We start from the raw sequence: 24026 nt of genomic DNA, 5'->3' as shown, positions 1-24026 counted from the left end.
AAAGACTGTTATTCGATTTGCCGACGACCTTCACCACCACGCATCTCCCTGCTTTGCGCACGAGGCTGCTCCATCCTGGGTTGCTGTACCCTTGGTTGTTGATAACTACGCTCTACTCTGGGCGACTCAACACGAGGCTGTTGATAGCTGCGTTCGATACGCGGCTGTTCAACACGGGGCTGCTGATAGCTTCGTTCAATTTTAGGTTGCTCAAATCTGGGCTGTTCAATACGAGGCGTCTGGTAACTCCGCTCTGGTCGCACCGTATCCACTCGTGGTTGTTGCACAGGACGCTCAAATTTCGCTTGTTCAGTCCTTTGGGTCTGGTAAGTGCGCTGAGGGCGGATCATTTCTGCTCCTGGTTGCCTTACGATACGGTCTGGCTCGAGTTCCTGACGCTTGTTATTTTTCAGCTCCTGACGCAACAGCTGTTGCCTGTCCTTCAACTCGCGGGAATTTGTCGGCTCCACCTGAGCGCGTGGACCTTCTTCTTTCGCACGACGCATCAGGTCATCGCCTTTTTTATTGCGTTCAAATTGACGGTCTTTTTCTGCAAAGCGCTGCTCTTTCTGAGTATTCACTTTTCGATCCGGAGCATAACCTTTATTTTCGCGGGTCTGGGCGGCCCATTCTCTTTGCTGTTCTCTATTCTGATAACTGCGCTGACCACTGAACTCACGTGTTGGCTGATAACCCGCGTGGTAGCTCACACCACGCCTGTGGTGCGGGTTATGACGCCAATGATGAGAATTCTTATGGTGAATAATCTGATGACTGCGATAGTAGTAAGGTTCGCGCCAATGATGGTGATGATCGATCACCACAATCTGACGACGTGGCCAGTGGAAACTGCTGAAATAAAAACCAGGGGCGATCTGAATACCCACACCCCAGGAAAATCCGCGATGTACGGCATAACCTACTGGGACATGCCAGTAAACGGGTTGATAACTGCGCCACCACCAGGGTCCGTACACGACGTAAGGGTCGTAATAAGGAATATAAACAACTTGCGGAGAGGCAGGTTCAATGATGATAGTTTTTTCTTGCCTGACCACTTTAATATGTTCTTGCTTATCCAGATTACCTGAAGCATAAGCTTTATTACGCAAAGTCTGGATACTGGTCATCACTTGCGCTTCCTGACCTAAAAAGGCGTCGCCTAAGCGCTGAGTCCAGTCAATATCGTCGCTCATACGTTCCAGCAACTGCGGGAAAGGCACCAAAGCTTTTACGCTTGGGTCCCAATCTTCATCTTCAACTTCCTCCAACGCTTCTTCAGCACTGTAGTTGGGTGTTCTTCCACCCACCTGTTGGCTTTAATGATTTCCAGCGGGTAAGTCGAGGCAATCAGCACATGCGACAATACTGTATCCGGGTACAAAGCAATGGGTGCAAGCATAGCGTCCAGCTCAGCCTGACTAAAACTTTGCACAGTGCTACCGGCACTGGCGGTTTGTTGTGCTGCTACTGGGGCAACCAACAAGGCTGGGAATAAAGCCGCTGAAAGCAAAGGTAAGCATTTCATCAGGGCACGCATTGTAAGCTCCTGCCACTTTTGTGGCCGCTAAAACCCGGATCTAAAAGTAAAAGTGTCGCGAGATCCGACGCCACACTCTAAAAATTTCATCGACTGATGGATTTATCACCAGCTTGCATCAGGTTATAGCAAGTATTGTCTGAACAGCTTCTGAATACTGGCTACAGTTTAGGCTTTGACTTTAAAAAGCGCTGAAGGTTTAAAGCCTGTGACTAACGAAGTGCCCGTAATGACTACAGCCACTCCAACAAAAGTATGCCAGCCTAAAACCTCGTTTAAAAACACATGACCCCAAAATACGCCAAAGACTGGAATTAAAAAGGTCACAGTTAATGCCGGCGTTGCCCCCTCGTCCTGAACTAAACGGAAATAGAGCAGATAAGCTACACCTGTACAGAGTACACCCAGAGCCAGAACTGCAGCAGCTACATTCAGACTGATATCCGTTTGCACCGGCATAAACAACATCACAGGAGCCAGCATCAGGGTTGAGGTCCACATACTGCCCTGGGCATTAGTGTAAGGTGCGACCGATTTTGCTAAACGCGTGTAATGAGTAGCGATGCCATAACAAAAAGCAGCGCCTGCCGCACAACACAGGGCCACTAGAGCTCCGGGTTCCAGCACTACAGGGTCAAAACCCACCAATATGGCTACACCACTGATGCCAAGCACTAAGCCTGTTGCAATTCGTAAAGTTAAAGCTTGCCGGAACACCACTATACCTATCAAAGCCCCCCAGATAGGAGCTGTGGCATTGAGTACAGATAAAACTGACGCTGTTAAAGTTTGCGCTGCATAGGCAAATAACAAAAACGGTAAAGCTGAGTTAAAAAAGCCGAGGATAAAAAAATGCTTCCAATTATTTTTTAAATCCAATTGATGCTTTTTCAACAACCAGCCCATCAACCCCAGAAACAACGCCGCAAACAACACCCGGCCCGTCATTAAGGCTGCAGGCCCTAAACTGCCAACAGCAATACGCATAAACAAAAACGATGAGCCCCAGATAGCAGCCAAGCTAAAAAGACGGATAAAACTGGCAGCTTGCATTAAAAACTCCTGTACGCAATCAAATCTGAGGTTGCTGTTTGAATTAGCCTGACAACTCTTTGGATAAATTCTGTTTTTTTAACTAAGTATTCAGTGAATGCGACAGGAATTGCTAAAAAAATGAAAAAATCTAAAAAAGCCGGGTTGCGAAGCTATGCAAATATATTGCATAATTACCCCGCTTCATTTTTGCTTTATTGCTTCAGCCCATACCACTTTTGTATGGGCTTTTTCATTTCTACGGCGATTGGCGCCGTTAACAACGCCACAGCCTCAAATACGAAGCAGTTTTTTAACTCTGATCGTCCTGACTGATACGACTTGCTACCGCACCTGTTTGCTGTTGGTATTTCGCATCCACTCTTTTGTTGTATGGCCGCGCAGCTTCACCTGTCATAGTTTCAAAGTTCAGCGCACCAATTTTCATATTGGGTCTAAGCGCCAGCGGTAAACGACCACTGTTGTAAAATTCCAGTACTATATTGCCAGACCAACCCGGATCGATGCGGTGTGCAGTGACATGCACCATTAACCCCAAACGAGCTAATGACGAACGACCATCCAACCAACCCACTATGTCGGCAGGTAAAGTGACGGATTCCAGTGTAATAGCCAACGCCAATTCACCTGGATGCAGGAAAAAAGCTTCGTCGTCTGTTAAGACAATTTCATCGCTCATCACTGAATTCAGCGCTAAATCCACTTCTTCACGTGGGCCACTTAAATCAATAAAAGGTGCAGCATAAGCACGAAAAGTACGGAATTTATGGCCTAAACGAATATCCACGCTGACACCGCTGATCATATCCGGTGTTGGCCGTGGCGTAATTTGGATCTTGCCTGCTTCGATGTAGGCTTCAATGTCGCGGTCACACAATCTCATGGTTAATCATCCGTAAAAATAATGTCGGGTTGCTGCGCTTGCTGATGTTGGGAGTTCCAATATAAAGCAAAGCTCAGTTGTCGTGCTATAGCCCGGTAAAAACCAGTACCGCTTTCGGCTGAGTTCAGCACGAACGGCGTTCCGGCATCACAAGACTGGCGTATTTGTTTTTGTAAGGGTAACTGCCCCAGCACAGGCACCTGATAACGTTCAGCTAATTCTAAGCCGCCATTGGTACCAAAAATATCGTCGATTTCACCGCAGTGACTGCACTGGTAAAAACTCATATTTTCCACCAGTCCAAGTACAGGAATATTCACGCTGCGGAACATAGAGATGGCTTTTTGTGCATCAGCCAAGGCCACATCCTGCGGTGTTGTGACTATTAAAGCTCCGGTCACCGGCAGTTTTTGCGACATAGTGAGCTGAATATCGCCTGTGCCAGGTGGCATATCGACAATTAAATAATCTAAATCCGGCCACAAAGTTTCATTTAATAGCTGCAGCAACGCCTGACTGGCCATAGGGCCACGCCAGACCGAGGCTTGTTCCGGGTCGACTAAAAAACCGATCGACTGCAGATAAATACCAGCAGCTTGTTTAGGCAATAAATGCTTATCGTCCGGTGACTCCGCTTTGGCATTTTTTAAACCCAACATAGTCGGAATAGAAGGACCATAAATATCCGCATCCAAAAGACCCGTTTTGGCGCCTTCTAAGCCTAACGCCACCGCCAGATTGACCGCAGTGGTGCTTTTACCCACACCACCTTTGCCCGATGCCACCAAAATCACTTGTTTGATAGTGCGGTAGACCGGTTCTGCGGTATTTTCGCTTCGAAGTTCCAATGTCAAACCAGGCTGCACCTGCTGCAGTACAGGTAATAATTCATCAGCCAAAGAGGACCATGGAAACTTCAGCGTTAAGCTAAGGCTATTCTGTTTCGAATTAAAACTGGCCTGCTGGATCAAGCTATCCAGCGGCATAGGAAATTCACTGCTTTGAAATTCAGCCAAAGTTTTGGCTAAGAGTTCTGGCATGCCATCGGCTGAAGATGACTGTTCTGCCGCTTTTTTAAACCATTTAAACCACATCGTCTCACTCAATTTGTGTTGCTGAACGGGTTCAATTCCTGTGAACTGTCTTTTGCGCACACTTTACCAGCTTTTCAGCGTTTTGCTGCTGTTGAACTGGTGCGCTTTAACGCGCGCTATTGTATCATTAAGCCACTTTTTTCAGTGATATATCTATGAGTTATCGATGACACAACGCAAAATTTTGATCACCAGTGCTTTACCTTATGCCAATGGCCCCATTCACTTAGGTCATATGCTGGAATATATTCAGACTGATATCTGGTCCCGTTTCCAAAAAGCCCGTGGTCATCAGTGTTATTACGTCTGCGCCGACGATGCTCATGGCACCCCTATTATGCTCAAAGCTCAGCAACTGGGTATTACCCCAGAGCAGATGATTGCGCAAACCTCGCAAGAACATCAGGCAGACTTTGCTGAATTTTTAATAGGTTTTGATAACTATCACAGCACGCACAGCGAAGAAAACAAGCAGTTTGCCAGCGAGATCTACACCAAACTGGATCAAGGTGGTTATATCAAACGCAAAACCATCAGCCAGTTGTTTGACCCTGAAAAACAAATGTTCCTGCCGGACCGTTTTGTCAAAGGTGACTGCCCTAAATGTGGTGCTTTGGATCAAAACGGCGACAGCTGCGATTCGTGCGGCGCAACCTATAGTCCAACTGAGCTTAAAAATCCACGTTCAGTGGTGTCAGGCGCAACTCCGGTTTTAAAAGACAGCGAACATTATTTCTTCGACCTGCCTGCCTTTGAGCAAATGCTTAAAGACTGGACCCGCAGTGGTTCATTGCAGGACGAAATGGCGAACAAACTGCAGGAATGGTTTACTGAAGGCCTGCAGCAATGGGATATCAGCCGCGACGCACCTTATTTTGGTTTTGAAATTCCAGGCGCACCCGGCAAGTTTTTCTATGTCTGGCTCGACGCGCCGATCGGCTACTTAGCCAGCTTTAAAAACTACTGTGATAAAACCGGCGTCAACTTTGACCAGTTCTGGCAAAAAGACTCAGATGCTGAGATTTACCACTTTATCGGCAAAGACATTATCTATTTCCACAGCTTGTTCTGGCCAGCTATGTTAGATGGCGCAGGTTACCGTAAACCTACGTCTGTCTATGCGCATGGGTTTGTGACTGTGAACGGCGCCAAAATGTCTAAGTCTCGTGGCACCTTTATCAAAGCCCGTACTTATCTGCAGCATTTAAACCCAGAGTATCTGCGTTATTACTTTGCATCTAAGCTGACCAGCAATATCACCGACCTGGATTTAAATCTGGAAGATTTTGCGCAAAAAGTGAATGCAGATTTAGTAGGTAAAGTGGTGAATATCGCCAGTCGCTGCGCCAGCTTTATCAGCAAAAAATTCGATGGCACCTTAACAGCTGAGATTGCCGAACCGGCTTTATTGGCTGAGTTCACAGCCGCAGGCGAAAGCATTGCTGAAAGCTTTGAGAAACGTGAATTTGCCCGCGCTATCCGTGAAATTATGGCGCTGGCTGATAAAGCCAACCAATACATTGATGCCAAAGCGCCTTGGGTACTGGCAAAAAATGAAGCGACCTTAACCGAAGCGCATTTAGTCTGTTCTATGGGGATTAACCTGTTCCGCGTACTGATGCATTACTTAAAACCAGTACTGCCAGCTATGGCCAAAGAAGTGGAACTGTTTTTAAACGACGAATTAAGCTGGTCGACTTATCAGACCGCGTTAACCAATCACAGCATCAACGTATTTAAGCCTCTGATGCAACGTGTCGAAATGACCAAGGTAGAAGCTATGATCGAAGGCTCAAAAGAAAACTTACAGCCTACCGCTGCCGTTGCTGCACCAAAAGCTGCGGAAACAAAAGCAGCTCCTGCGGCTGTATCTTCAGACGCCGCTATTGAGCCTATTGGTGAAACCATTAGCATTGATGACTTTGCTAAGCTGGATTTACGGGTTGCCCGCATTATTAATGCCGAACACGTTGAAGGTGCGGACAAGCTGGTGAAACTGCAACTGGATTTAGGCAATGAGCAACGTCAGGTGTTTGCTGGTATCAAATCCGCGTATCAGCCAGAGCAGTTAATTGGCCGTCTGACGGTGATGGTGGCGAACTTAGCGCCACGTAAAATGCGTTTTGGCATGTCCGAAGGTATGGTGATGGCCGCAGGCCCTGGTGGCAGTGATATTTTCCTGTTAACACCAGATGATGGTGCGACGCCAGGAATGCGCGTGAAATAGATCTACCCGTCGTTCTTGAAGCTGCAGCTTTGTTGACTACGCAACCTCGCCCCAGTCACATAGGTGAACTATGCTCCTGGGGTCTCGATCGCTTGTCGCCTCGCTGCAACTCCAATTACTTAGGGTAGCCGGTTGACTACCCTTTTTAGTGACAAGGAAAAGCATGTCTAACATTCTGCGTTCGTTTTCTTCGTTGTATTTTGCCACTTTATTGATGGTACTCGCCTCTGGGGTACTGACCACCTATTTAGGTTTGCGCCTTGCAGCAGACTCTGCAGCCCAAATCTGGATAGGCGGCATGATGTCGGCTTATTATCTGGGGTTAGTCGCAGGTTCCAAAATAGGTCACCGTTTAATAGCACGGGTCGGTCATATCCGTGCTTTTGTTGCCAGTGCCGGCATTACCACAGCCAGTGCTTTGGGCCATGCCTTAATAGACGATTTAGCCATCTGGCTGGTGCTGCGTCTGATGGTTGGTATGGGCATGATGTGCATGTATATGGTGCTGGAAAGCTGGCTGAACGAGCAGGCAGACAGTAAAAACCGCGGCACCGTCTTTGCCAGTTATATGATTGTCTCGTATTTAGGCTTAGTGCTGGGCCAATTAGCGATTAGCTTAAACCCGGAATTAACCCTAAAACCTCTGCTGATTGTTGCTATGTGTTTTGCGCTTTGTATTGTGCCTTTGGCCTTAACCCGTCGTATTCACCCTGCACCTTTACAACCAGCACCACTTAAAATCAAAATGTTTTGGCAAAAAGTGCCACAATCGCTGACCACCATTGCAATGGCTGGTGTCATAGTTGGCTCTTTTTATGGTCTGGCCCCAGCTTATATCGCCCATAGCGGCGCCAGCACTGAACAAGTAGCGGCTTATATGGCCACTACCGTGATTGCGGGCTTATTAGCGCAGTGGCCTATGGGCCGTTTGTCCGACAAAATTCGTCGCAGCCGTTTAATTCGTATCAATACAGTGCTGCTCGGTGGCGTGGTGCTTTGTATTGCCATTTTGCCTTTAAGTGGCATTTTTGCACTTATCTTCACTTTTGCTTTTGGTATTCTGGCTTTTACTTTGTACCCGTTGGCCACAGCGCTGGCGAATCAGAATGTCGAGCAAGAACATAGAGTGGCTTTATCCGCTACTATTTTGCTGACCTTTGGTATGGGTGCTTGTATAGGACCATTAATTGCCTCAGCCTTTATGCAATTAGTCGGCAACAGCATGTTGTATGGGTTTATGGCGCTTTGTACTTTGGTGCTGTTTTTACGTTTAACTCAGGTTAATTATCAGCAAAAACAACAGGATAAAGAAGTGTCGCAAGATTATGTGATGGCATCCGGCGATTTAGTGTCTTCGCCTTTAGCCGCGGCTTTAGATCCTCGGGTGGACGAACAAATGGTGCAAGAGCAAATGGTGCATCCACATCATCCGGATGCCGACCTGCCTACAGCGGATCAAGAGCTAAGCAGTATGGATGTGGAACCAGAAGCTGCTGTAAACACTGAAACTGTTGAAGCGGTGGATGAAGCAGATAAACACCAAATATCAAATCACAACAAACCGGCTTAAGCCGGTTTGTTGTTTTTAAAGCATGACAGACGAAGAAATCAAAACAGAGTGAGCACCAGTTTTCCTACCACAGCATTCGAAGCCAATAACTGATGCGCCCGCTCCGCTTCAGTCCAGTCGATACTCTGTGCCAGTACAGCTTTTATTTTTCTTTCTGCCAAAGCCATTCCAAACTGCTGATTAAAATCGCTGATTAACGCCGCTTTGTAGCCATCCGTTCGATTTCGAAGTGTGGAGCATAAAAGCTGGCCGCGTTTTTTCAGCATCAAACCTAAATCCAGTTGTGGTGTGATACGGCCACCGAGCATAGAAAGCACGACAATCTGGCCATCCAGTGCCAACAGCTGAATATCTTTGGTTATATAGTCCCCCGCTACAGGATCGATAATTAAATCAAAGCCTTGAGGGCGCACTGCTTTTAATTCAGTAACAAAATCCTGAGTTTTATAATTGACAGCCACATCAGCGCCTAAGGCTAAACAAGCTTTGGCTTTGTCATCTGAACCTACAGTGACAGCAACAAAACAACCCAAAGCTTTACCTAACTGAATAGCTGCAGTACCAACACCACTGGCTCCGGCATGCACCAACAATGCCCCTTGATCCGGTAAACTCCCGACAACACGCATCGCCTGAAATGCAGTTAAAAACACCTCCGCACAAGCTGCCGCTTCGCTCATGCCTAAAGACGCAGGTTTTTTGATTAAATGCTCAGCTGGCAACGCCACATACTGCGCGTAACCACCACCCGGTACTAAACCAAACACAGCCTCGCCAAGCCATTCTGATGACACATCTGCAGCCACAGCCACTACAGTGCCAGCGACCTCTAAACCTAATATATCCGACTCCCCTGCTGGTGGCGGATAAAGTCCGGAGCGCTGCAATAAGTCTGCTCTATTAACGCCGGCAGCTGCGACTTTCAGCAACACCTGCCCGGCTTTTAACGCTGGGACAGCCATTGTGGTTTGCTGCAACTGGCTTTGATTACCTGGGTTAATCACCTCAATAGCAATCATCTGATTGGGTACAACATAGTTTTGCGTCACGTTAGCCGATCCTTTTCTTTGTTTTGCACTAGTTTTGCTTTAGCTTTTGCGCGCTCTTCACTAAAATAGCGCCCCTTGCCCATCTACAGAGTTGACCTATGTCTCACAGTATCATTTTACAACCCGAACGTGAAAAATCCTTAAGACGCCGCCACCCTTGGGTATTTTCTAAAGCGGTGCTGCAGGTCAAAGGCAAACCAGTGTCGGGCGAAACTGTAGACGTACTGACCCACGATGGCAAATGGTTGTGTCGTGGTGCTTATTCTGCCGACTCGCAAATTCGGGTACGCGCCTGGACCTTCAACGAAAAAGAACAGATTGATCAGGCCTTTTTCACCCGCCGTATTCAGCGTGCCTGGTCTGTGCGCCAGGATATGTACGATTTAAACCACACTAATGGTTTACGTGTTGTGGCGGCTGAATCTGATGGTTTACCAGGTGTCACTATCGATTTATATGCCGATGTGCTGGTGTGTCAGCTGTTGTCTGCCGGCGCCGATGCCAACCGCGAGTTGATTGTCGAAGCCTTAAAGCAAATCTTCCCTGACTACAGCATTTACGAGCGTTCAGATGTGGATGTACGTAAAAAAGAAGGCTTAAAACCTGTCACTGGCTGGTTGCATTTGCCACGGGATAGCGGCGAAGTGGTGATTTTAGAAAATGGCATGAAAATTCTGGTCGATGTGATCAACGGCCACAAAACAGGTTTTTATCTGGATCAACGTGATTCACGTGCTGCTGCAGGTCGCTTAGCCAAAGGTAAAACCGTACTGAACTGCTTTAGCTACACCGGCACTTTTGCGCTGTCCTGTTTACAAGGTGGTGCTGAACATGTCACCAACGTCGATATGTCGGATTTAGCCTTAAAAACCGCAGAACGCAATTTAGCCTTAAATAACATTGAACTGGACAAGTCCAACAACGTCAAACAGGACGTATTTAAGTTGCTGCGCGAATACAAAGAGCAAGGCAAGTTGTTTGACATGGTGATTTTAGACCCACCAAAATTTGCCGACAGCAAAGCCCAGTTGATGCAAGCCGCCCGCGGGTACAAAGATATCAATCGTGTCGCTATGCAGTTGGTCAAACCAGGTGGTTTATTACTGACCTTCAGCTGCTCTGGCTTAATGGAAGACATGCTGTTTCAGAAAATAGTGGCCGACGCTGCACTGGATGCGAACAAAGATTGCTTGTTTATCGAAAAACTCAGTCAGTCCAGCGACCACCCTATTGCCAGCTTCTACCCTGAAGGTCATTATCTGAAAGGTTTAGTTTGTAAGGTATTCTAAGCAGAGGTTATTACCTTTGCCCATCCACTAAGGAGTGTTCGATGACGATGAAAAAATTAGCTTTAGTAGTGGCCGCAGCCTTAAGTTTTTCTGCCGCCGCCGACTGGTCTGTCAACAGTGCGCAATCCAGCCTGAACTTTGTTTCTGTGAAAAATGATGTTGTGGCCGAAACCCATAGCTTTAAAGACTTAACCGGCAGCTTAACTGAAGCAGGCGAATTTGCAGTGACTATTCCTGCAATGAGTATCGACACTATCATTCCAATTCGTAACGAACGTATTCTGGAACATGTATTAGCAGCCAAACAATACGGCACGATCAACGCCAAAGGCAAAGTCGACAGCAAAGTTCTGGCTGGTTTAAAAACCGGTGACAGCCTTGTTGTGGATCAAGCCTTAGATTTGACCTTACTGACTAAAACCCAAAGCCTGACGGCCAAAGTAAAAGTGACCAAAGTGTCAGACAGCCAATTAGTAGTCACGACCATTGCGCCAATTATGCTGGACGTGACTAAATTCGACTTAGGCGCAGGCGTAGAAAAACTACGTGAACTGGCTGGCCTGAAAGCCATCAGCCCAATGGTACCCACCACTTTTAGCTTGGTGCTGACGAAGTAGGTTTTTGGATTAGTTTGATTTGTAAAACAGCCACCTTTTTGGTGGCTGTTTTGTTTCCTCAGATTTAATTAAATATGGAGAACGAATTGAGGCATCAGTACTTATGGATTCCTAATCTGTGAATTCATAGTACTGTTGAACATCATGTTGCCCCTTCATCTCTTTTGAGTAAGGAAACAAATTCGCTCTTTACAGATGCTAATTCTGCAATTTTTTCTTTATTCCAATAATCATTTGACTCGCATCTAGATTCGATAACACTATCGTTTATCGAAATTGAGAACTCGTCAATTCTAAGCAAATATCCCCAATACACGGGTTTAGGTATAAAAGCTGAAGGTTCAAAATGTAAGACTGACAACTTTAGGTCAAGCTTTGCATTTATCATGTCTCGACCAACCACCGAACGTATTAGCGATTTCTGTTCAGATGTCAGATCAATGTGGATTGATGGAGTTCGTTCTTCAAAAATTTGTTCTAGCCATGAACGGTCTTTATAAGCCAGATACTTAGACGGATGCTGATCAAATACCATTAGTGCATACCTGCCATTTTGTCTGATATAACCCGGTAACTCTTCCGGCAGAATACATAATCTAATTAAATCTTTAATTATCCTGCCTACATTTTGTGTGGTGGGGCTCGAACTACCTTTAGAAAAAAAACTCTTGGCCTCAAGCCATTGCATCTCTTTAAAACCATATTGTGTAAGACGGGCAAGCCCAGGTAGGCTGCCTCTAGAGTCGAAAAACAAATCTGCTCTAAATACAGACCCCGTTCTACTCTGGTTGGGATATGGCTTTTCGACGGTAATATGGTTGTAGGCAAATGGTACCGATCTAGAATTAAGCTCCATTTGTAAACCAGTAGCAAGATAATTGACGACCATCGCTTCGACATTACCTCCATGTGTATAGCTCGACAGCATTAACTCAGGAAGCTTAAGAAATGCACTTTCAATTAACATACCACGACACCAAACCTTAACGGGCAGATTTTTATTTTTGCCATATAAACATCAATTTTAGTACTTAAAATACAGCGTTCAAAGCTAACCGTAAAGAATGTAAAACTAACTATGACTCCCAATCCCTTAGCCGCAAGCCGTTCAAAAATGGGTGGCCAAGGTTTTAAGACGAGGAGTGTCTGAGCGAGGAGCGGTAGCGACGAACGAGTTGCCGAGTCGCCTTGGACGCACTTTTTTGAGCGGGCTTTCGCAGCGGCCAGGGTCGCCTTTTCTTTGCGCCACTTTCTTTTGGCGACGCAAAGAAAGTAGCTCGCCAACGGCGAAAGCGTTTAAATAACAAAGTATCAAACCAACACAAATCCTAATATTTTCCACAACCAGCCTTGAAGTCCTTACTACGCTGTATTGCTAACTAGCAGCTCGCTCATTTGCAGCCTTGACACAATTTCTGCCTGCGGCTTTGGCCTGATACAAGGCTTTATCTGCGGCTATCAACAAACTTTGCGCCGTATCCTCATTATGCTGCAAGCTCGCCAAACCTATACTGGCGGTTACACTCAAAACCTGCCCTTGATGCTCAAACCGGGCGTCCTGAATATGAAGGCGTAGTTGCTCTGCAACCTTAAAGCCGCCCTCTGTATTGGTATAAGGTAAAACTACCACAAACTCTTCACCACCAAAACGGGCGATAAAATCGGCGGGCCTGTGCAGGGCCTGCTCCAACTGTTTTGCCACCTCAATCAAACATTGATCGCCTGTTACATGGCCGTAGCGGTCATTAAAGGCTTTAAAGTGGTCAATATCCAACACCAGTAGACATAAAGGCTCGTTATATCTTTTGGCATGGTCGATATTTACAGCCAGCTGCGATTCCAGATAACGACGGTTAAAAAGACCAGTTAAGGTATCCCGGACACTTTGCTGATAGAGTTGTTCATTTGCTCTTTGTGTACTGATATAAAGCCTGTTGACTTCCCATAGCAAAGCGCCAAGCAACACCATTGAGGATACACAACTGCTGATCCTTGCCGCATACCATCCCAGGCTAAAACGAGCGCCGGCAAATAAGGTTAAGGTGACATCAATTAAGCTAGCCAGTAGCGCAACACTTAACCAGATATAAAGCACATTATTAAGGCGGGCGCGCATCAACATGACACACAAAGCTAATGCATTCATTCCCCAGACCAGCAACGCATAAGGACTGTGGAGCAACTGCTGATAACTATTACTTGCGATCAGTGCAGGTAATAAATGACTGCCCCAGGTGGCAAATAAGGCCAGACTCAGGCTCAGACATAATGGAGCCAGGACAAAAGCAAACAACCAGAATTTCAGGTCGGTATAATTCACCTGCTCCGTTTTGATAAAACGCTCTGCAAAGCAGGCGAGCAACATCAGAGCGGGAAATAACCCGTGCCAAAACACCCAAATCCAGACCGCACTTTGTGGGCCTGCATTCAACAAGCCTGTTGGTGTAAAAACACCAGGAAACACCAACAGCTGAACTATCACCAAAGGAATTAACGACAAATAGGCGGCTGCGACAAATCCGGGGAATACGTTTCTGCGTGTGGCAAACTGCGACAATAATAAATAAGCCGTAATACCTTCGAGTAATATGACTGCTGTGCCATAAGCAGGTAAAAAAGGCGCTATAGCCGGCAAGGTAAAGCTAAGAAAAGGAAATACAGTGGCTGCTACCAGCACCAAAAGTGTCGAAACTAGATAAGCAGCACGTCGATGGGCTTGTTGCGATATAACGGGAGCAATGTCTGACACAACAAGCTACAACCTTAAAAGAGATGTGTTGGCATGGACTATAAAAAAATAAACTGCTGTTTACCAGAACATTTTCTTTTTAATTCAGCTCGATAATCTGCACACCCAACTGATAACAATCCTCCTGCTCCTGCGCGCAGCGCATCACCTTCGCATGAGCAGATAAAGGCGGAATACTTGGGTTGGAGCTCTCCATTTTGATGTAAAGCATAATGCCCATTTCAAGAGGTTCATCGATCTCAAGCGACATACCTGTTGCACTTAAATCACGGCAAATAGCGTTGATCACACGGCCCGATTGAGGATCATTGATCATCAATTCCACCTGAGCATTCACCATCATACGGTAGTAGTTACGTTTATCACTGTGGCCTAACATAAGCTGTATTACTGCCTTTATTGGGGTAGGCTTCTTTTATAGATCCGCAATAAGCCGCTGTAAAGCCTTATTTGTGTGAATGACTACAGAGTAAATCATCAACCAGCATCTGAATATGGCGGGCGCTGATAGGTTTGCTGACAAAAGCGTCAGCTCCTGCATCCAGCGCTATAACTTCATCGCGTGGCGTGTCCAGACCTGACATCATCAGAATAGGAATATGGCCTGTTTCAGGAGTGTTTTTTAACAGGCGGCAGGTGTCCAAACCATCCAAACCTGGCATACAGATATCCATCATCACCAGATCAGGTTGCTGTTGCAGCACCAGTTGCAAGGCCTCTACACCGCTTTTGGCATAAGACAATTGATAAAAAGGTGATAAAGCCAGCTCCAGCAGACGGTACATAAAATCTTCGTCGTCTACTATCATGACTTTTTTTTGCTTCAATTCCATTGTCTGCATCCTTGAGATCTCCATGCAAACGCATCTGTGCGTTTAACCTAAGTGTATGGCGTGTTTAACAATTTGCCAAAAAAACAGACAAAAAATTTACTTTAATTCACTTACCGCCAGTAAAATGCGTTTTACCGAGACCGGATAAGGCGTTCCCAAAGTTTGAGCGTATAAGGACACCTTAAGTTCCTCCAGCATCCAGCGGATAGCCAGTACAGGCTCCGGAACAGCGCGGCCCGCATATTTACCCAACAAGCTCTGATACGCCTCTTCTGCTTTTTGGTATTCGTGTGACATCAAACGATCACGGTTTGGATCCACAGGCAGTTTTTCCTGACGTTTTTGCAGTGCCTGTAAATAACGCAAAATCGCATCCAAACGCACTGCACCATGTGTGCTGACAAAGCCCTTAAACAGCAAAGAATCGAGATGTTGCTTGATTTCCCCCTGCCCCTGCACATGCTTTAACTCAACTTTACCTTTGAGCTTTTTCTGAATTTCATGACCCAGGGTTAAAATCTGTTCTACTTTCAGTGCAATACGTAAAACAGTTTCCCCTAGTTCAGCGCGGATCTTCTCTTTGACAGCGGTAAAATCCGCTTCGGTTTCAGGCCAGGGCTGTTCACTGATCAGCTGATCAACACCAGCAGCAATACAGTCGTCTATCAGCTCCAGCACTTTGCCAAACGGATTAAAGTACAACCCAAGCTTGGCCTTGTTTGGCAAGGATTCCTGCAGGTATTTAACAGGTGATGGCACATTCAAAAGCACCAATCGGCGCAGGCCCAGTTTGCTCTGCTCTGCCGCTTGTTCGGCGTTATCCAATAATTTAATAGCTACCGAATCTTTATTATCCACCAAAGCCGGATAAGCCTTGATTTGATAACCGGCCTGCATTTTGATGTACTCACGTGGTAACTGGCCAAAAGACCACTGCGTCAATTGCTCCTGCTCTATACCCTGCTCCGCCACCTGGCTTAAACTTTGTTGTACTTTGCCTTGCAGCTCTTGTTTTAACAGCGCCAAAGAGCGGCCCTGTTTTAAGGTGTTGCCTTTGTCGTCTACCACCTTAAAGTTAAATTTCAGATGGGTATCAATGCCGGATAAATCCCAGGCATCGTCTGGAATAGTCACACCGGACATCCGCTTTAATCTGTTGCTGACCACATCCAGCAAAGGCCCATCTTCGGGTTTAATGCTTTGCATTAGGGCATCAGCGTAATTGGGCGCTGGCACAAAGTTGCGTCTGTATTGTTTGGGCAAGCATTTTATCAGCGCCACTAATAAATCATGACGCAAGCCTGGAATGAGCCAGTCAAAGCCCTGCTCTTCCAGCTGATTCAGTAAAGACAAAGGCACCACTAAACTGACCCCATCATCCGGCGCGCCCGGTGAAAAATGATAATCCAGCGGCAAAGTTAAATTGCCCTGACGCCAGAACTCTGGGAATTTATCCGCCGTGACTTCAGAGGCATCGCGCTTATACAGCTGTTCCAGATCCAAATTTAACAACTTTGCGTCTTTGGCTTTAGCCTCTTTCCACCACTTGGCAAAATCGACTCTGTTGTTGGCCCAAACCGGGATTTTTTCAGCGTAAAAATCAGCCAGCGTTTCTTCATCGACCAGAATATCGCGCCGTCTGGCTTTTTCTTCCAGCTCAGTGACCTGCTCTATCAGCTTTTGGTTATGAGCTAAAAAGCTTTCATTCAGGCCTAAGTCTTGTTCGACCAGGGCACTACGGATAAAGATTTTATGGCAGGTGGCTGGGTCTATTTTGCTGTACAGCACTGGGCGTTTACCCACAATGATCAGGCCATACAAAGACACCTGCTCATAGGCCACCACAGCACCTTTTTTCTTCTCCCAATGTGGCTCGCTGTAACTGCGGCTAACCAGGTGCATAGCAGCAGGTTCTATCCATTCAGGCTCAATCTTGGCCACAGCACGGGCGTAGAGCTTGGAGGTTTCTACCAGTTCAGCGGCCATTACCCATTTAGGTTTACGTTTAAATAAGCTGCTGCCTGGGAAGACAAAAAAGCGGCTTTGGCGTGGGCCCATATAATCGGCGTCGCTGTCGCGGCTACCAATTTGGCCTAATAAACCTGTGAGTAAAGCGCTATGGATTTGCTCATAAGACGCCACCTGCGAATTCAGGCTCCACTGCTGCTCAGTGCAAATCTGACTCAACTGACCATATAAATCCTGCCATTCGCGCACGCGAAGGTAGTTCAAAAGCTCCTGTTTGCATAAGCGGCGGAACTGGTTATTGGTCAGCTCGTCCTGCTTCTCTTGCAAGTACGCCCAAAGCTTTAACCAGGCGCTAAAATCTGAATCCGGATCAGCAAAACGACCATGTAACTCATCGGCTTTTTGCTGTTTATCCAAAGGTCGCTCACGAGGGTCCTGAATCGACAAGGCCGAGACAATCACCAACACTTCCTGTAAACAGCTGTATTTTGTCGCAGCAAACACCATACGAGCTAAACGTGGGTCGACTGGTAAACGGCTGATTTGACGGCCTAAGTCTGTCATCTGCAAACTATGACTGTTGGACTGAGGTTTAACTGCGCCCAGCTCTTCCAGCAGCTTAATACCGTCGTTAATAAAACGACTGTCTGGCCGCTCTAAAAACGGGAAGGCCTGAATATCGCCTAAACCTAAGGCCAGCATTTGCAAAATAACCGAGGCTAAGTTGGTGCGCAGAATTTCCGGGTCGGTAAATTCGGGTCTGCTGTTAAAATCCTCTTCGCTGTACAAGCGGATACAGATACCAGCTACAACACGGCCACAACGGCCTTTACGCTGATTGGCGCTAGCCTGACTGATAGCTTCAATCGGCAGCTGTTGTACTTTTGAGCGGTAGCTGTAACGCGATATTCGCACTGTACCGGGGTCAATCACATACCGAATACCAGGCACTGTTAAGGAGGTTTCTGCCACGTTGGTAGAGAGTACGATACGACGCCCTACGCCGGTTTGGAAAATTCGGTTTTGCTCGGCCGCACTTAAACGAGCATACAAAGGTAAAATTTCAGTATGAGGCAGTTTAAGTTTTTCCAGCGCATCTGCTGTGTCGCGAATTTCTCGCTCACCGTTTAAGAAAATCAGAATATCGCCAGGTGGTTCGCGATACAGCTCTTCGACAGCATCAAAAATTGACTGCAGCTGATCGGCGTCTTTATCGTCGTTTTCTGCCAGTGGCATGTAGCGGGTTTCCACCGGAAAGGTGCGGCCTGAGACTTCGATAATAGGCGCATCAAAAAAGTGTTTAGAAAAACGCTCCGGGTCGATGGTGGCCGAGGTAATAATGACTTTTAAATCAGGGCGGCGCGGCAACAGCTGCTTTAAGTAACCCAATAAAAAGTCGATATTTAAACTGCGCTCGTGTGCTTCATCGATGATCAACGTGTCGTATTGATTTAAAAATCTGTCCTGCTGAATTTCAGCCAGCAACACACCGTCCGTCATCAGTTTAACTAAAGTGGTGGGTGCTGTGTGATCGCCAAAACGGATTTTATAACCCACCTGCTGACCTACAGGGCATTTCAGCTCTTCAGCTAAACGTGCAGAAACACTGCGCGCAGCTAAACGCCGTGGCTGGGTATGGCCAATCATACCGGCGACACCACGACCTAACTCTAAACAGATTTTTGGAATTTGGGTGGTTTTACCCGAGCCGGTTTCACCGGCAATAATCACCACCTGATGTTTGGCAATGGCGGCTTTAATATCGTCTTTTTTACCGACCACAGGCAGCTCAGCCGGGTAGTCAATAGCGGGAACTGCGGCCTGGCGCTGAGCCCGTAGCTGCATAGAGGCGGTGATTTTTGCCGACAATTGCTGCATTAACTGCTGCTGTTTGCTCTCATCCTGCTGCTTTTTAATGTTCTGTAATGACTGGCGAAACCTGTGCTGATCTTTGGATAAAGAATTAGGTATGGCTTTGGTCAGCGCGGCAACAGAAATTTCAGCGTCCGTATTAAGGTGATTGCTAGCAACAGCAGGTTTAGCAGTAGAGTCGGTCAACACAAGGCCCTCAATAAATAGGGGCGACATGCTACCAAGTTCAGGGGCTTTAGATCCAGTAAAAGCACCGCTTAAAACAGTGCATTTACTGGAAATACGTCAACTAACGGCTTTGTAATGAGAGTGTAATTCCAAGTCTATGGCGCGAAGTACATCAGTTCTGCTAATCACGCCAAGCAGATGACCATCGTCATCCACCACCGGATACACCTTAGGCTTGGCCTGCAGCATGGTTTGGGCTAAATCCACTATGCCGTGGTATGACTTTACCGTTAGCACCTCAGTGCGCATCACATCTTTCACTGAAGCAGATTGCTGCAAGTGGTAAGTGCCGGATAGCATTCTGGACAGACAATCCTGCTCAGACACAAAACCAATCACCTTCTTCTCTTTATTGATCACAGGCCCGCCGAGTTGCTCAGCGAGGATCAGTTTATTCACTGCTTCCTCGACTGACATTTCTTCGGTAAAAGTCACGGGGTGACGATTCATATGATCGGATATTTTTAATAAGTCCATAAGCCCCTCAAAAGTGTCGTATTTTCACAACACCTTAAGCGTAGACCAGAGCGGCCTATTTGGCCGGACTCTCTTTAAAAATTTCAGTCACAGCAGCTTCACCTTCGGATCTTTTTGCTCTGTACATACCTTCGGTATTAAAGCTCCAGCTGACTTTGCCTTTGTGATCAATCAGGATCACGCCACCAGTGCCACCGACTTTGGCCAATTCGTGCTGAATCACCTGATCGGCCGCTTTATCAGCACTGATGCCCTGATATTTCACCCTGGCGCAGATATCTGAAGCAACCCGGTAACGGATAAAAAACTCACCATGACCTGTCGCAGACACAGCGCAGCTGGCATTATCTGCAAAGTTACCAGCGCCAATAATAGGCGCATCACCAATACGACCATAACGCTTGGCGGTCATACCGCCCGTTGAGGTGGCTGCAGTTAATAAACCACTGCTATCTATCGCCACAGCGCCGACAGTACCCATATTCCACTCTGGTTGCCATGGTGCTTCTAAACGATAATTTTTTGCCTGATGTGGCACTTTTTGCATACTTTGTTTGGCTTTTTTTAAGGCGTCATAGCGAAAACTGGTATCGAAATAACTGTTCTCCACCAACTGCAGCCCCTGCTCTTTGGCAAATTGCTCAGCACCAGCACCTGATAGCATCACATGCTCAGATTTCTCCATCACAGCGCGGGCCAGCAACACCGGGTTTTTCACATGCTTTAAACCTGAAGCTGCACCAGCCATCAGGTTATCTCCGCGCATAATAGAGGCATCCAGTTCATGGCCCTCATCATAGGTATAAACGGCGCCTTTCCCTGCGTTAAACAACGGAGAGTCTTCCATAATCAGCACTGCGGCTGTCACTGCATCCACACTGCTGCCGCCTTTTTCCAACACCGCATAGCCGGTATCCACCGCATGTTTTAATGTGGCGTGGTAAGCCTGCTCCTGCGCTTCGGTCATTTGGCTTTTATTGATGGTTCCGGCACCACCGTGTATAACGATAGCCAGAGGTTGTTTGGCAAAAGCCAAAGCGGAAAAGCAGCTTAACGCGATAAAAGACATGGTGCGGCGCATAATAAATACCCTGATTATTGTAATAGTTACATCAGGTTGTACCGCGAACTCTATTCAGGACGCAAGTTGTGCTGCGTTAATTCGTTAAGAAGGAGGGATTAATCTTCGGCCCCTACCGAAGCGCCAGCACTGCAGTTGCCCGCTCGCTTAAAACCAGCATTCAGCGCCTGCTGTTCCGATTCAAACCATTGCTGGTTACGCTCTGACACCTGGTTAAAACCACTGCAATGACTTAAGTGGTACAACTTACTGCGTTTATTGCCTAATACTTGCCCTGAGACCAGAGCGGCAGTGAGTGCTGTTTCTTTTGCTTTGGTTAAACCAAAGCCCGATGCCTTGTAATTAAGCTGCCAGACCTTCTTTCCTGTGACAAAGTCATTGGCATGCCCCATTTGCTGTGCAATACGTTGCTGTAATTTACGCTCAGTCTCATCAACAGGATCTTGCTGATGCCAGGCCATAAATAGCTGCTGCTGAGCCTTGGCCAGAGGGATCTGATATTTATCCGCCATATAAAAATGAATACGGGCTATATCCCCCCGAATTTCAGCTCGAGGCTCCACCAGACGACTTTTAAAATCGACTTTTACTTCACAAGAGCCATACTGCGGCGCCTGCGCTGGCAAGATGGCAAAACGGTAATGCGCTCTGTCGCCATTCACTTCGCCTATAGCGGGTTTGAGGTTAAATAAATCGGCTTCCATCTGTTTAAACAAGGCGTCTGTTTTACCGCATTGCTCGCGCCCTCCCTGCTTCCAACAGGCCAGTGGTGAGCCAAATTGTTGAGCTGGCATCACATGCTCCCATTCAATCCTGTTAGCGCGAGGACCATTTTTACGGATCTGATAGCCACAAGCTTTTAAGTCAGGAATACCTTTGCCTGACTGCCAGCGAATAGCGCAACCACAATAAAATTCTTGCTTTTCAGGGGCGTAAATACGGCTGGCGATAGTTTTTGCAGAGTCAAAATTAGCAGGTGCGGCGTTGGCAACTACAGATAAAGCAAAGAATACAGCACAAAACATAAATTTAAACAAAGCGATACAACCTTAAACTGCCTGCGAAACAGCTTTATTATGCCATAAGCCTGAGCTCTGCGAATCAGGCATTTACTCAAGGGTAAAAGCGTTAACCTTGCTGGAACAACACCGGATAAATGCAACCTGGAATCTATACAAAATAATGAGTTAAACAGAACTTTTCTGGATTATCAGCCTTTCGCTGCATCCTTATGCCAAATCATTCATTACCAATGGTTAACAATAAAAAACATTTTTATCAAAGTTAATTTGACTATTTAGTGTGCAGAATGTAGTTTCATCGCTATAAATCAGCAGTTAAACGCAGAAAAAGAGTTAATCCGCTATGGACCAGTCATTTTTTCGTTGCAAAAAAGTCTTGGTCATTGATGACTGTGCGCCTGTCCGGGCCACCGTAAAAGGAATGTTACAACAAATGGGGTTTGAGGCTATTCACGTAGCCAAAGACGCGGGCGAAGCTATGCAAAAATGCATCGATATGCCCTTCGATTTTATCTTATGTGACTTCAATCTCGGTGACTGTAAAGATGGTTATCAGTTATTTGAAGCGTTGAAAAAGCAGCAACTGTTGGCTCCGCTTTGCTGCTTTATTGTCATAAGCGCCGAAGCACAAAGCCAAATCGTACACGGTGTCATTGAGCTGCAGCCTGACGATTACCTGCTCAAACCTTTTACCGCACCTGCACTGGAAGAACGTATCTGCAGAGCCATCCGGCACCGCATAGAACTTCGCAAAGTTTTTTTCCGCCTGTTTGAACAGGACTATGCAGAAGCATGCCGGGAATGTGATCTGGTGATCCGTACTAAACAGGACTATGCGCTGCAAGCTATGCGTCTTAAAGGCGAACTCTTGCTGAAATTGGGGCAATACGACAAGGCCCAAACCTTTTACCAAAAAGTACTACAACAAAAATCCTATAGTTGGGCGCGGTTAGGCCATGCCTTAAGTTGCTTTTATCTGGAACTTTGGGAAGATACCGAACTTGAGCTGGTAGATCTGACGCAATTTGGCGATACCAAAGTGGAAGCTCTGGATTGGTTATCTCGTTTATATGTGCGCCACGGTCGGTATCAACTGGCCTTTGACACCCTCAGTAAGGCTGCCACCTTGTCGCCCAAAAATATCAGTCGGCAAAAAACACTGAGTAATCTATGTGTCATATTAGGCCACACCGATCTGGCAGCCCGTATTGCCGGAAAAATAGTTCAGGGAGCCCGTCATTCCATTGACGATACCGCAGATAACTATCTGAACCACGCCCGAGCTTTAGTTGATCAGGCTAAAAGCGCTAACGTGCTGGAAAAAGCTGTGATAGTCCAAAACGCCGCTAAACTGCTGGATGCTCTGCATAAACGTTTTAATGTCGAGGCGCTGAAACGTGAAACTGTGATTTTACGCAGCCGGATGCACAGCTGCCGTGGTGCGATTAAAGAAGGTCGTGAACTGATACAGCAAATCCAGGAGCTCTCTCTGGATGATTTAAGCATCGACAGTTGTATGGACGCTGCCAAAGCCTATTTTGAACTGGGCGATTTGTACTCCAGTCAGCTTTGTATCGACAAGTTACGAACCATGTTATATGACGATGACTTCCTGACTGAAACTCAACGTATTATGCTGCAGCTGGAACAAGACCAACACGAAAGCTTAAAACAGCAAATCAAACAAATGAATACACAAGCCACAGACGCTTATCTGATGGGGCAATATGGCCGTGCTGTGTCGCTTTTTTGCGAAACCTTCGACTATATGCCCACCAATCCGGTGATAGCACTCAACTTGCTGCAAGCCATGAGTAAAAGTGCAGGTTTAACAGGCGAAACCATCAACTATGCCCGCAACGCTGCTCGTGTACTACGGCAAAACAAGCTGGAAAAAAGCGAACAAGAACGCTTTGAAAAGTATGTTGTGACTTTAAAGAAAACCCAGCCGGGATTAGCTCAGGTTCAGCTTTAACCCAAAACAATATAATCAGACTGATGCACTGTTTCTTTGTGCTGGCCTTGAGTCAAACGCACATAACGTCCACCGACTTGATCAATAGCGATGCAGTCATCGACATCCAGTACCGCATCAGTATGGGGTTTATCCCAGCTTTTCGGCAAATAGGTTTTGCCCTTTTGCTTAGCTTGTACTTTATCTTTTGCTGTTACCAGTAGGTAATGATGATCTTCACCAAAAGCGCCAGGGGTATAACCACCTAAGTTGATGAAAAATAATCGCAGCTCATCTGCTGCAGGCGCCTGCTCGGAAAACCGCAGCTGATAACCCTCAACACCGTCGACTTGCATCCAGGAATCAATATGCATACCAGCCAGAGTGCCAAACCACTGCTGACGTAACTCTTGGTAGCAATCTTCAATACTGTTGCCGGTAACAAAGACCACATCGTGCACTTCAATTTTCGCTTTTGGGTGTTTCCCCCCCAGCATCACAACAAATAGCATGACAATGT

At 46.6% G+C, this 24026-nt stretch carries 18 protein-coding genes and 1 pseudogene; 5 read left to right on the top strand and 14 right to left on the bottom strand.

Annotation, left to right across the window (positions count from 1 at the left end):
• Positions 1 to 8: 8 nt before the first annotated feature.
• From WH43_RS04595 to apbC, 4 genes and pseudogenes are all read right to left on the bottom strand, one after another.
• Positions 9 to 1402, bottom strand: a pseudogene (locus WH43_RS04595) (DUF3300 domain-containing protein).
• A gap of 306 nt (positions 1403 to 1708) precedes the next feature.
• On the bottom strand, positions 1709 to 2593 hold the full coding sequence (locus WH43_RS04585; protein WP_053423471.1) for a DMT family transporter: 885 nt from the start codon (positions 2591 to 2593) through the stop codon (positions 1709 to 1711).
• A 292-nt stretch (positions 2594 to 2885) separates the two neighbouring features.
• Entirely contained in the window at positions 2886 to 3476 is a 591-nt protein-coding gene (gene dcd / locus WH43_RS04580) for a dCTP deaminase (protein WP_053423470.1), read from the bottom strand.
• 2 nt (positions 3477 to 3478) lie between these two features.
• Positions 3479 to 4570, bottom strand: a complete 1092-nt coding sequence (apbC, locus tag WH43_RS04575) for an iron-sulfur cluster carrier protein ApbC (protein ID WP_152342783.1) — start codon at positions 4568 to 4570, stop codon at positions 3479 to 3481.
• 166 nt (positions 4571 to 4736) lie between these two features.
• Between apbC and metG the strand changes: the two genes are divergently transcribed.
• The gene (gene metG / locus WH43_RS04570) at positions 4737 to 6797 is read left to right on the top strand and encodes a methionine--tRNA ligase (protein WP_053423469.1); all 2061 of its coding nucleotides are present in this window, start codon (positions 4737 to 4739) and stop codon (positions 6795 to 6797) included.
• A gap of 163 nt (positions 6798 to 6960) precedes the next feature.
• On the top strand, positions 6961 to 8367 hold the full coding sequence (locus WH43_RS04565; protein ID WP_053423468.1) for an MFS transporter: 1407 nt from the start codon (positions 6961 to 6963) through the stop codon (positions 8365 to 8367).
• A 38-nt stretch (positions 8368 to 8405) separates the two neighbouring features.
• Here the strand turns inward: WH43_RS04565 and WH43_RS04560 are convergent, their stop codons facing one another.
• Entirely contained in the window at positions 8406 to 9416 is a 1011-nt protein-coding gene (locus WH43_RS04560; protein ID WP_286049464.1) for an NAD(P)H-quinone oxidoreductase, read from the bottom strand.
• 98 nt (positions 9417 to 9514) lie between these two features.
• Between WH43_RS04560 and WH43_RS04555 the strand changes: the two genes are divergently transcribed.
• Both WH43_RS04555 and WH43_RS04550 read left to right on the top strand, forming a co-directional pair.
• Complete coding sequence (locus tag WH43_RS04555; RefSeq protein WP_053423467.1) at positions 9515 to 10705, top strand: class I SAM-dependent rRNA methyltransferase; 1191 nt, start codon at positions 9515 to 9517, stop codon at positions 10703 to 10705.
• A gap of 41 nt (positions 10706 to 10746) precedes the next feature.
• A complete protein-coding gene (locus WH43_RS04550; RefSeq protein ID WP_082335682.1) occupies positions 10747 to 11322 on the top strand; it encodes a YceI family protein in 576 nt (191 codons plus the stop codon).
• A gap of 142 nt (positions 11323 to 11464) precedes the next feature.
• Here WH43_RS04550 and WH43_RS04545 read toward each other — a convergent pair whose 3' ends face one another.
• From WH43_RS04545 to WH43_RS04505, 8 genes are all read right to left on the bottom strand, one after another.
• On the bottom strand, positions 11465 to 12289 hold the full coding sequence (locus WH43_RS04545; RefSeq protein ID WP_053423466.1) for a hypothetical protein: 825 nt from the start codon (positions 12287 to 12289) through the stop codon (positions 11465 to 11467).
• A 408-nt stretch (positions 12290 to 12697) separates the two neighbouring features.
• Complete coding sequence (locus tag WH43_RS04535) at positions 12698 to 14071, bottom strand: sensor domain-containing diguanylate cyclase (RefSeq protein ID WP_053423464.1); 1374 nt, start codon at positions 14069 to 14071, stop codon at positions 12698 to 12700.
• A gap of 79 nt (positions 14072 to 14150) precedes the next feature.
• Positions 14151 to 14450 (bottom strand): PilZ domain-containing protein, encoded by a 300-nt coding sequence (locus tag WH43_RS04530; protein WP_053423463.1) that lies wholly within the window; start codon positions 14448 to 14450, stop codon positions 14151 to 14153.
• 67 nt (positions 14451 to 14517) lie between these two features.
• Positions 14518 to 14904, bottom strand: a complete 387-nt coding sequence (locus WH43_RS04525) for a response regulator (RefSeq protein WP_229670469.1) — start codon at positions 14902 to 14904, stop codon at positions 14518 to 14520.
• A 96-nt stretch (positions 14905 to 15000) separates the two neighbouring features.
• Positions 15001 to 18933: an ATP-dependent RNA helicase HrpA gene (gene hrpA, locus WH43_RS04520; protein WP_082335688.1), complete on the bottom strand. Its 3933-nt coding sequence runs from the start codon at positions 18931 to 18933 to the stop codon at positions 15001 to 15003.
• A gap of 96 nt (positions 18934 to 19029) precedes the next feature.
• On the bottom strand, positions 19030 to 19449 hold the full coding sequence (locus WH43_RS04515) for a CBS domain-containing protein (protein WP_053423461.1): 420 nt from the start codon (positions 19447 to 19449) through the stop codon (positions 19030 to 19032).
• A gap of 55 nt (positions 19450 to 19504) precedes the next feature.
• Positions 19505 to 20530, bottom strand: a complete 1026-nt coding sequence (locus WH43_RS04510; RefSeq protein ID WP_053423460.1) for an isoaspartyl peptidase/L-asparaginase family protein — start codon at positions 20528 to 20530, stop codon at positions 19505 to 19507.
• Positions 20531 to 20628: 98 nt separating this feature from the next.
• Positions 20629 to 21567 (bottom strand): endonuclease, encoded by a 939-nt coding sequence (locus WH43_RS04505; RefSeq protein WP_082335681.1) that lies wholly within the window; start codon positions 21565 to 21567, stop codon positions 20629 to 20631.
• Between the two features lie 328 nt (positions 21568 to 21895).
• Here WH43_RS04505 and WH43_RS04500 point away from each other — a divergent pair, with 328 nt between their 5' ends.
• A complete protein-coding gene (locus tag WH43_RS04500) occupies positions 21896 to 23527 on the top strand; it encodes a response regulator (protein WP_053423458.1) in 1632 nt (543 codons plus the stop codon).
• Here WH43_RS04500 and WH43_RS04495 read toward each other — a convergent pair.
• Positions 23524 to 24018 (bottom strand): DUF1543 domain-containing protein, encoded by a 495-nt coding sequence (locus tag WH43_RS04495; RefSeq protein ID WP_053423457.1) that lies wholly within the window; start codon positions 24016 to 24018, stop codon positions 23524 to 23526. The genes WH43_RS04500 and WH43_RS04495 overlap by 4 nt on opposite strands.
• Positions 24019 to 24026 lie beyond the last annotated feature (8 nt).

The sequence above is a fragment of the Rheinheimera sp. KL1 genome (assembly GCF_001275035.1).
In the GTDB taxonomy this organism is placed as follows: Bacteria; Pseudomonadota; Gammaproteobacteria; order Enterobacterales; family Alteromonadaceae; genus Pararheinheimera; species Pararheinheimera tangshanensis.
Note: the sequence above shows the minus strand (reverse complement) of the source record. Positions and strands in the feature narration are given on the sequence as shown.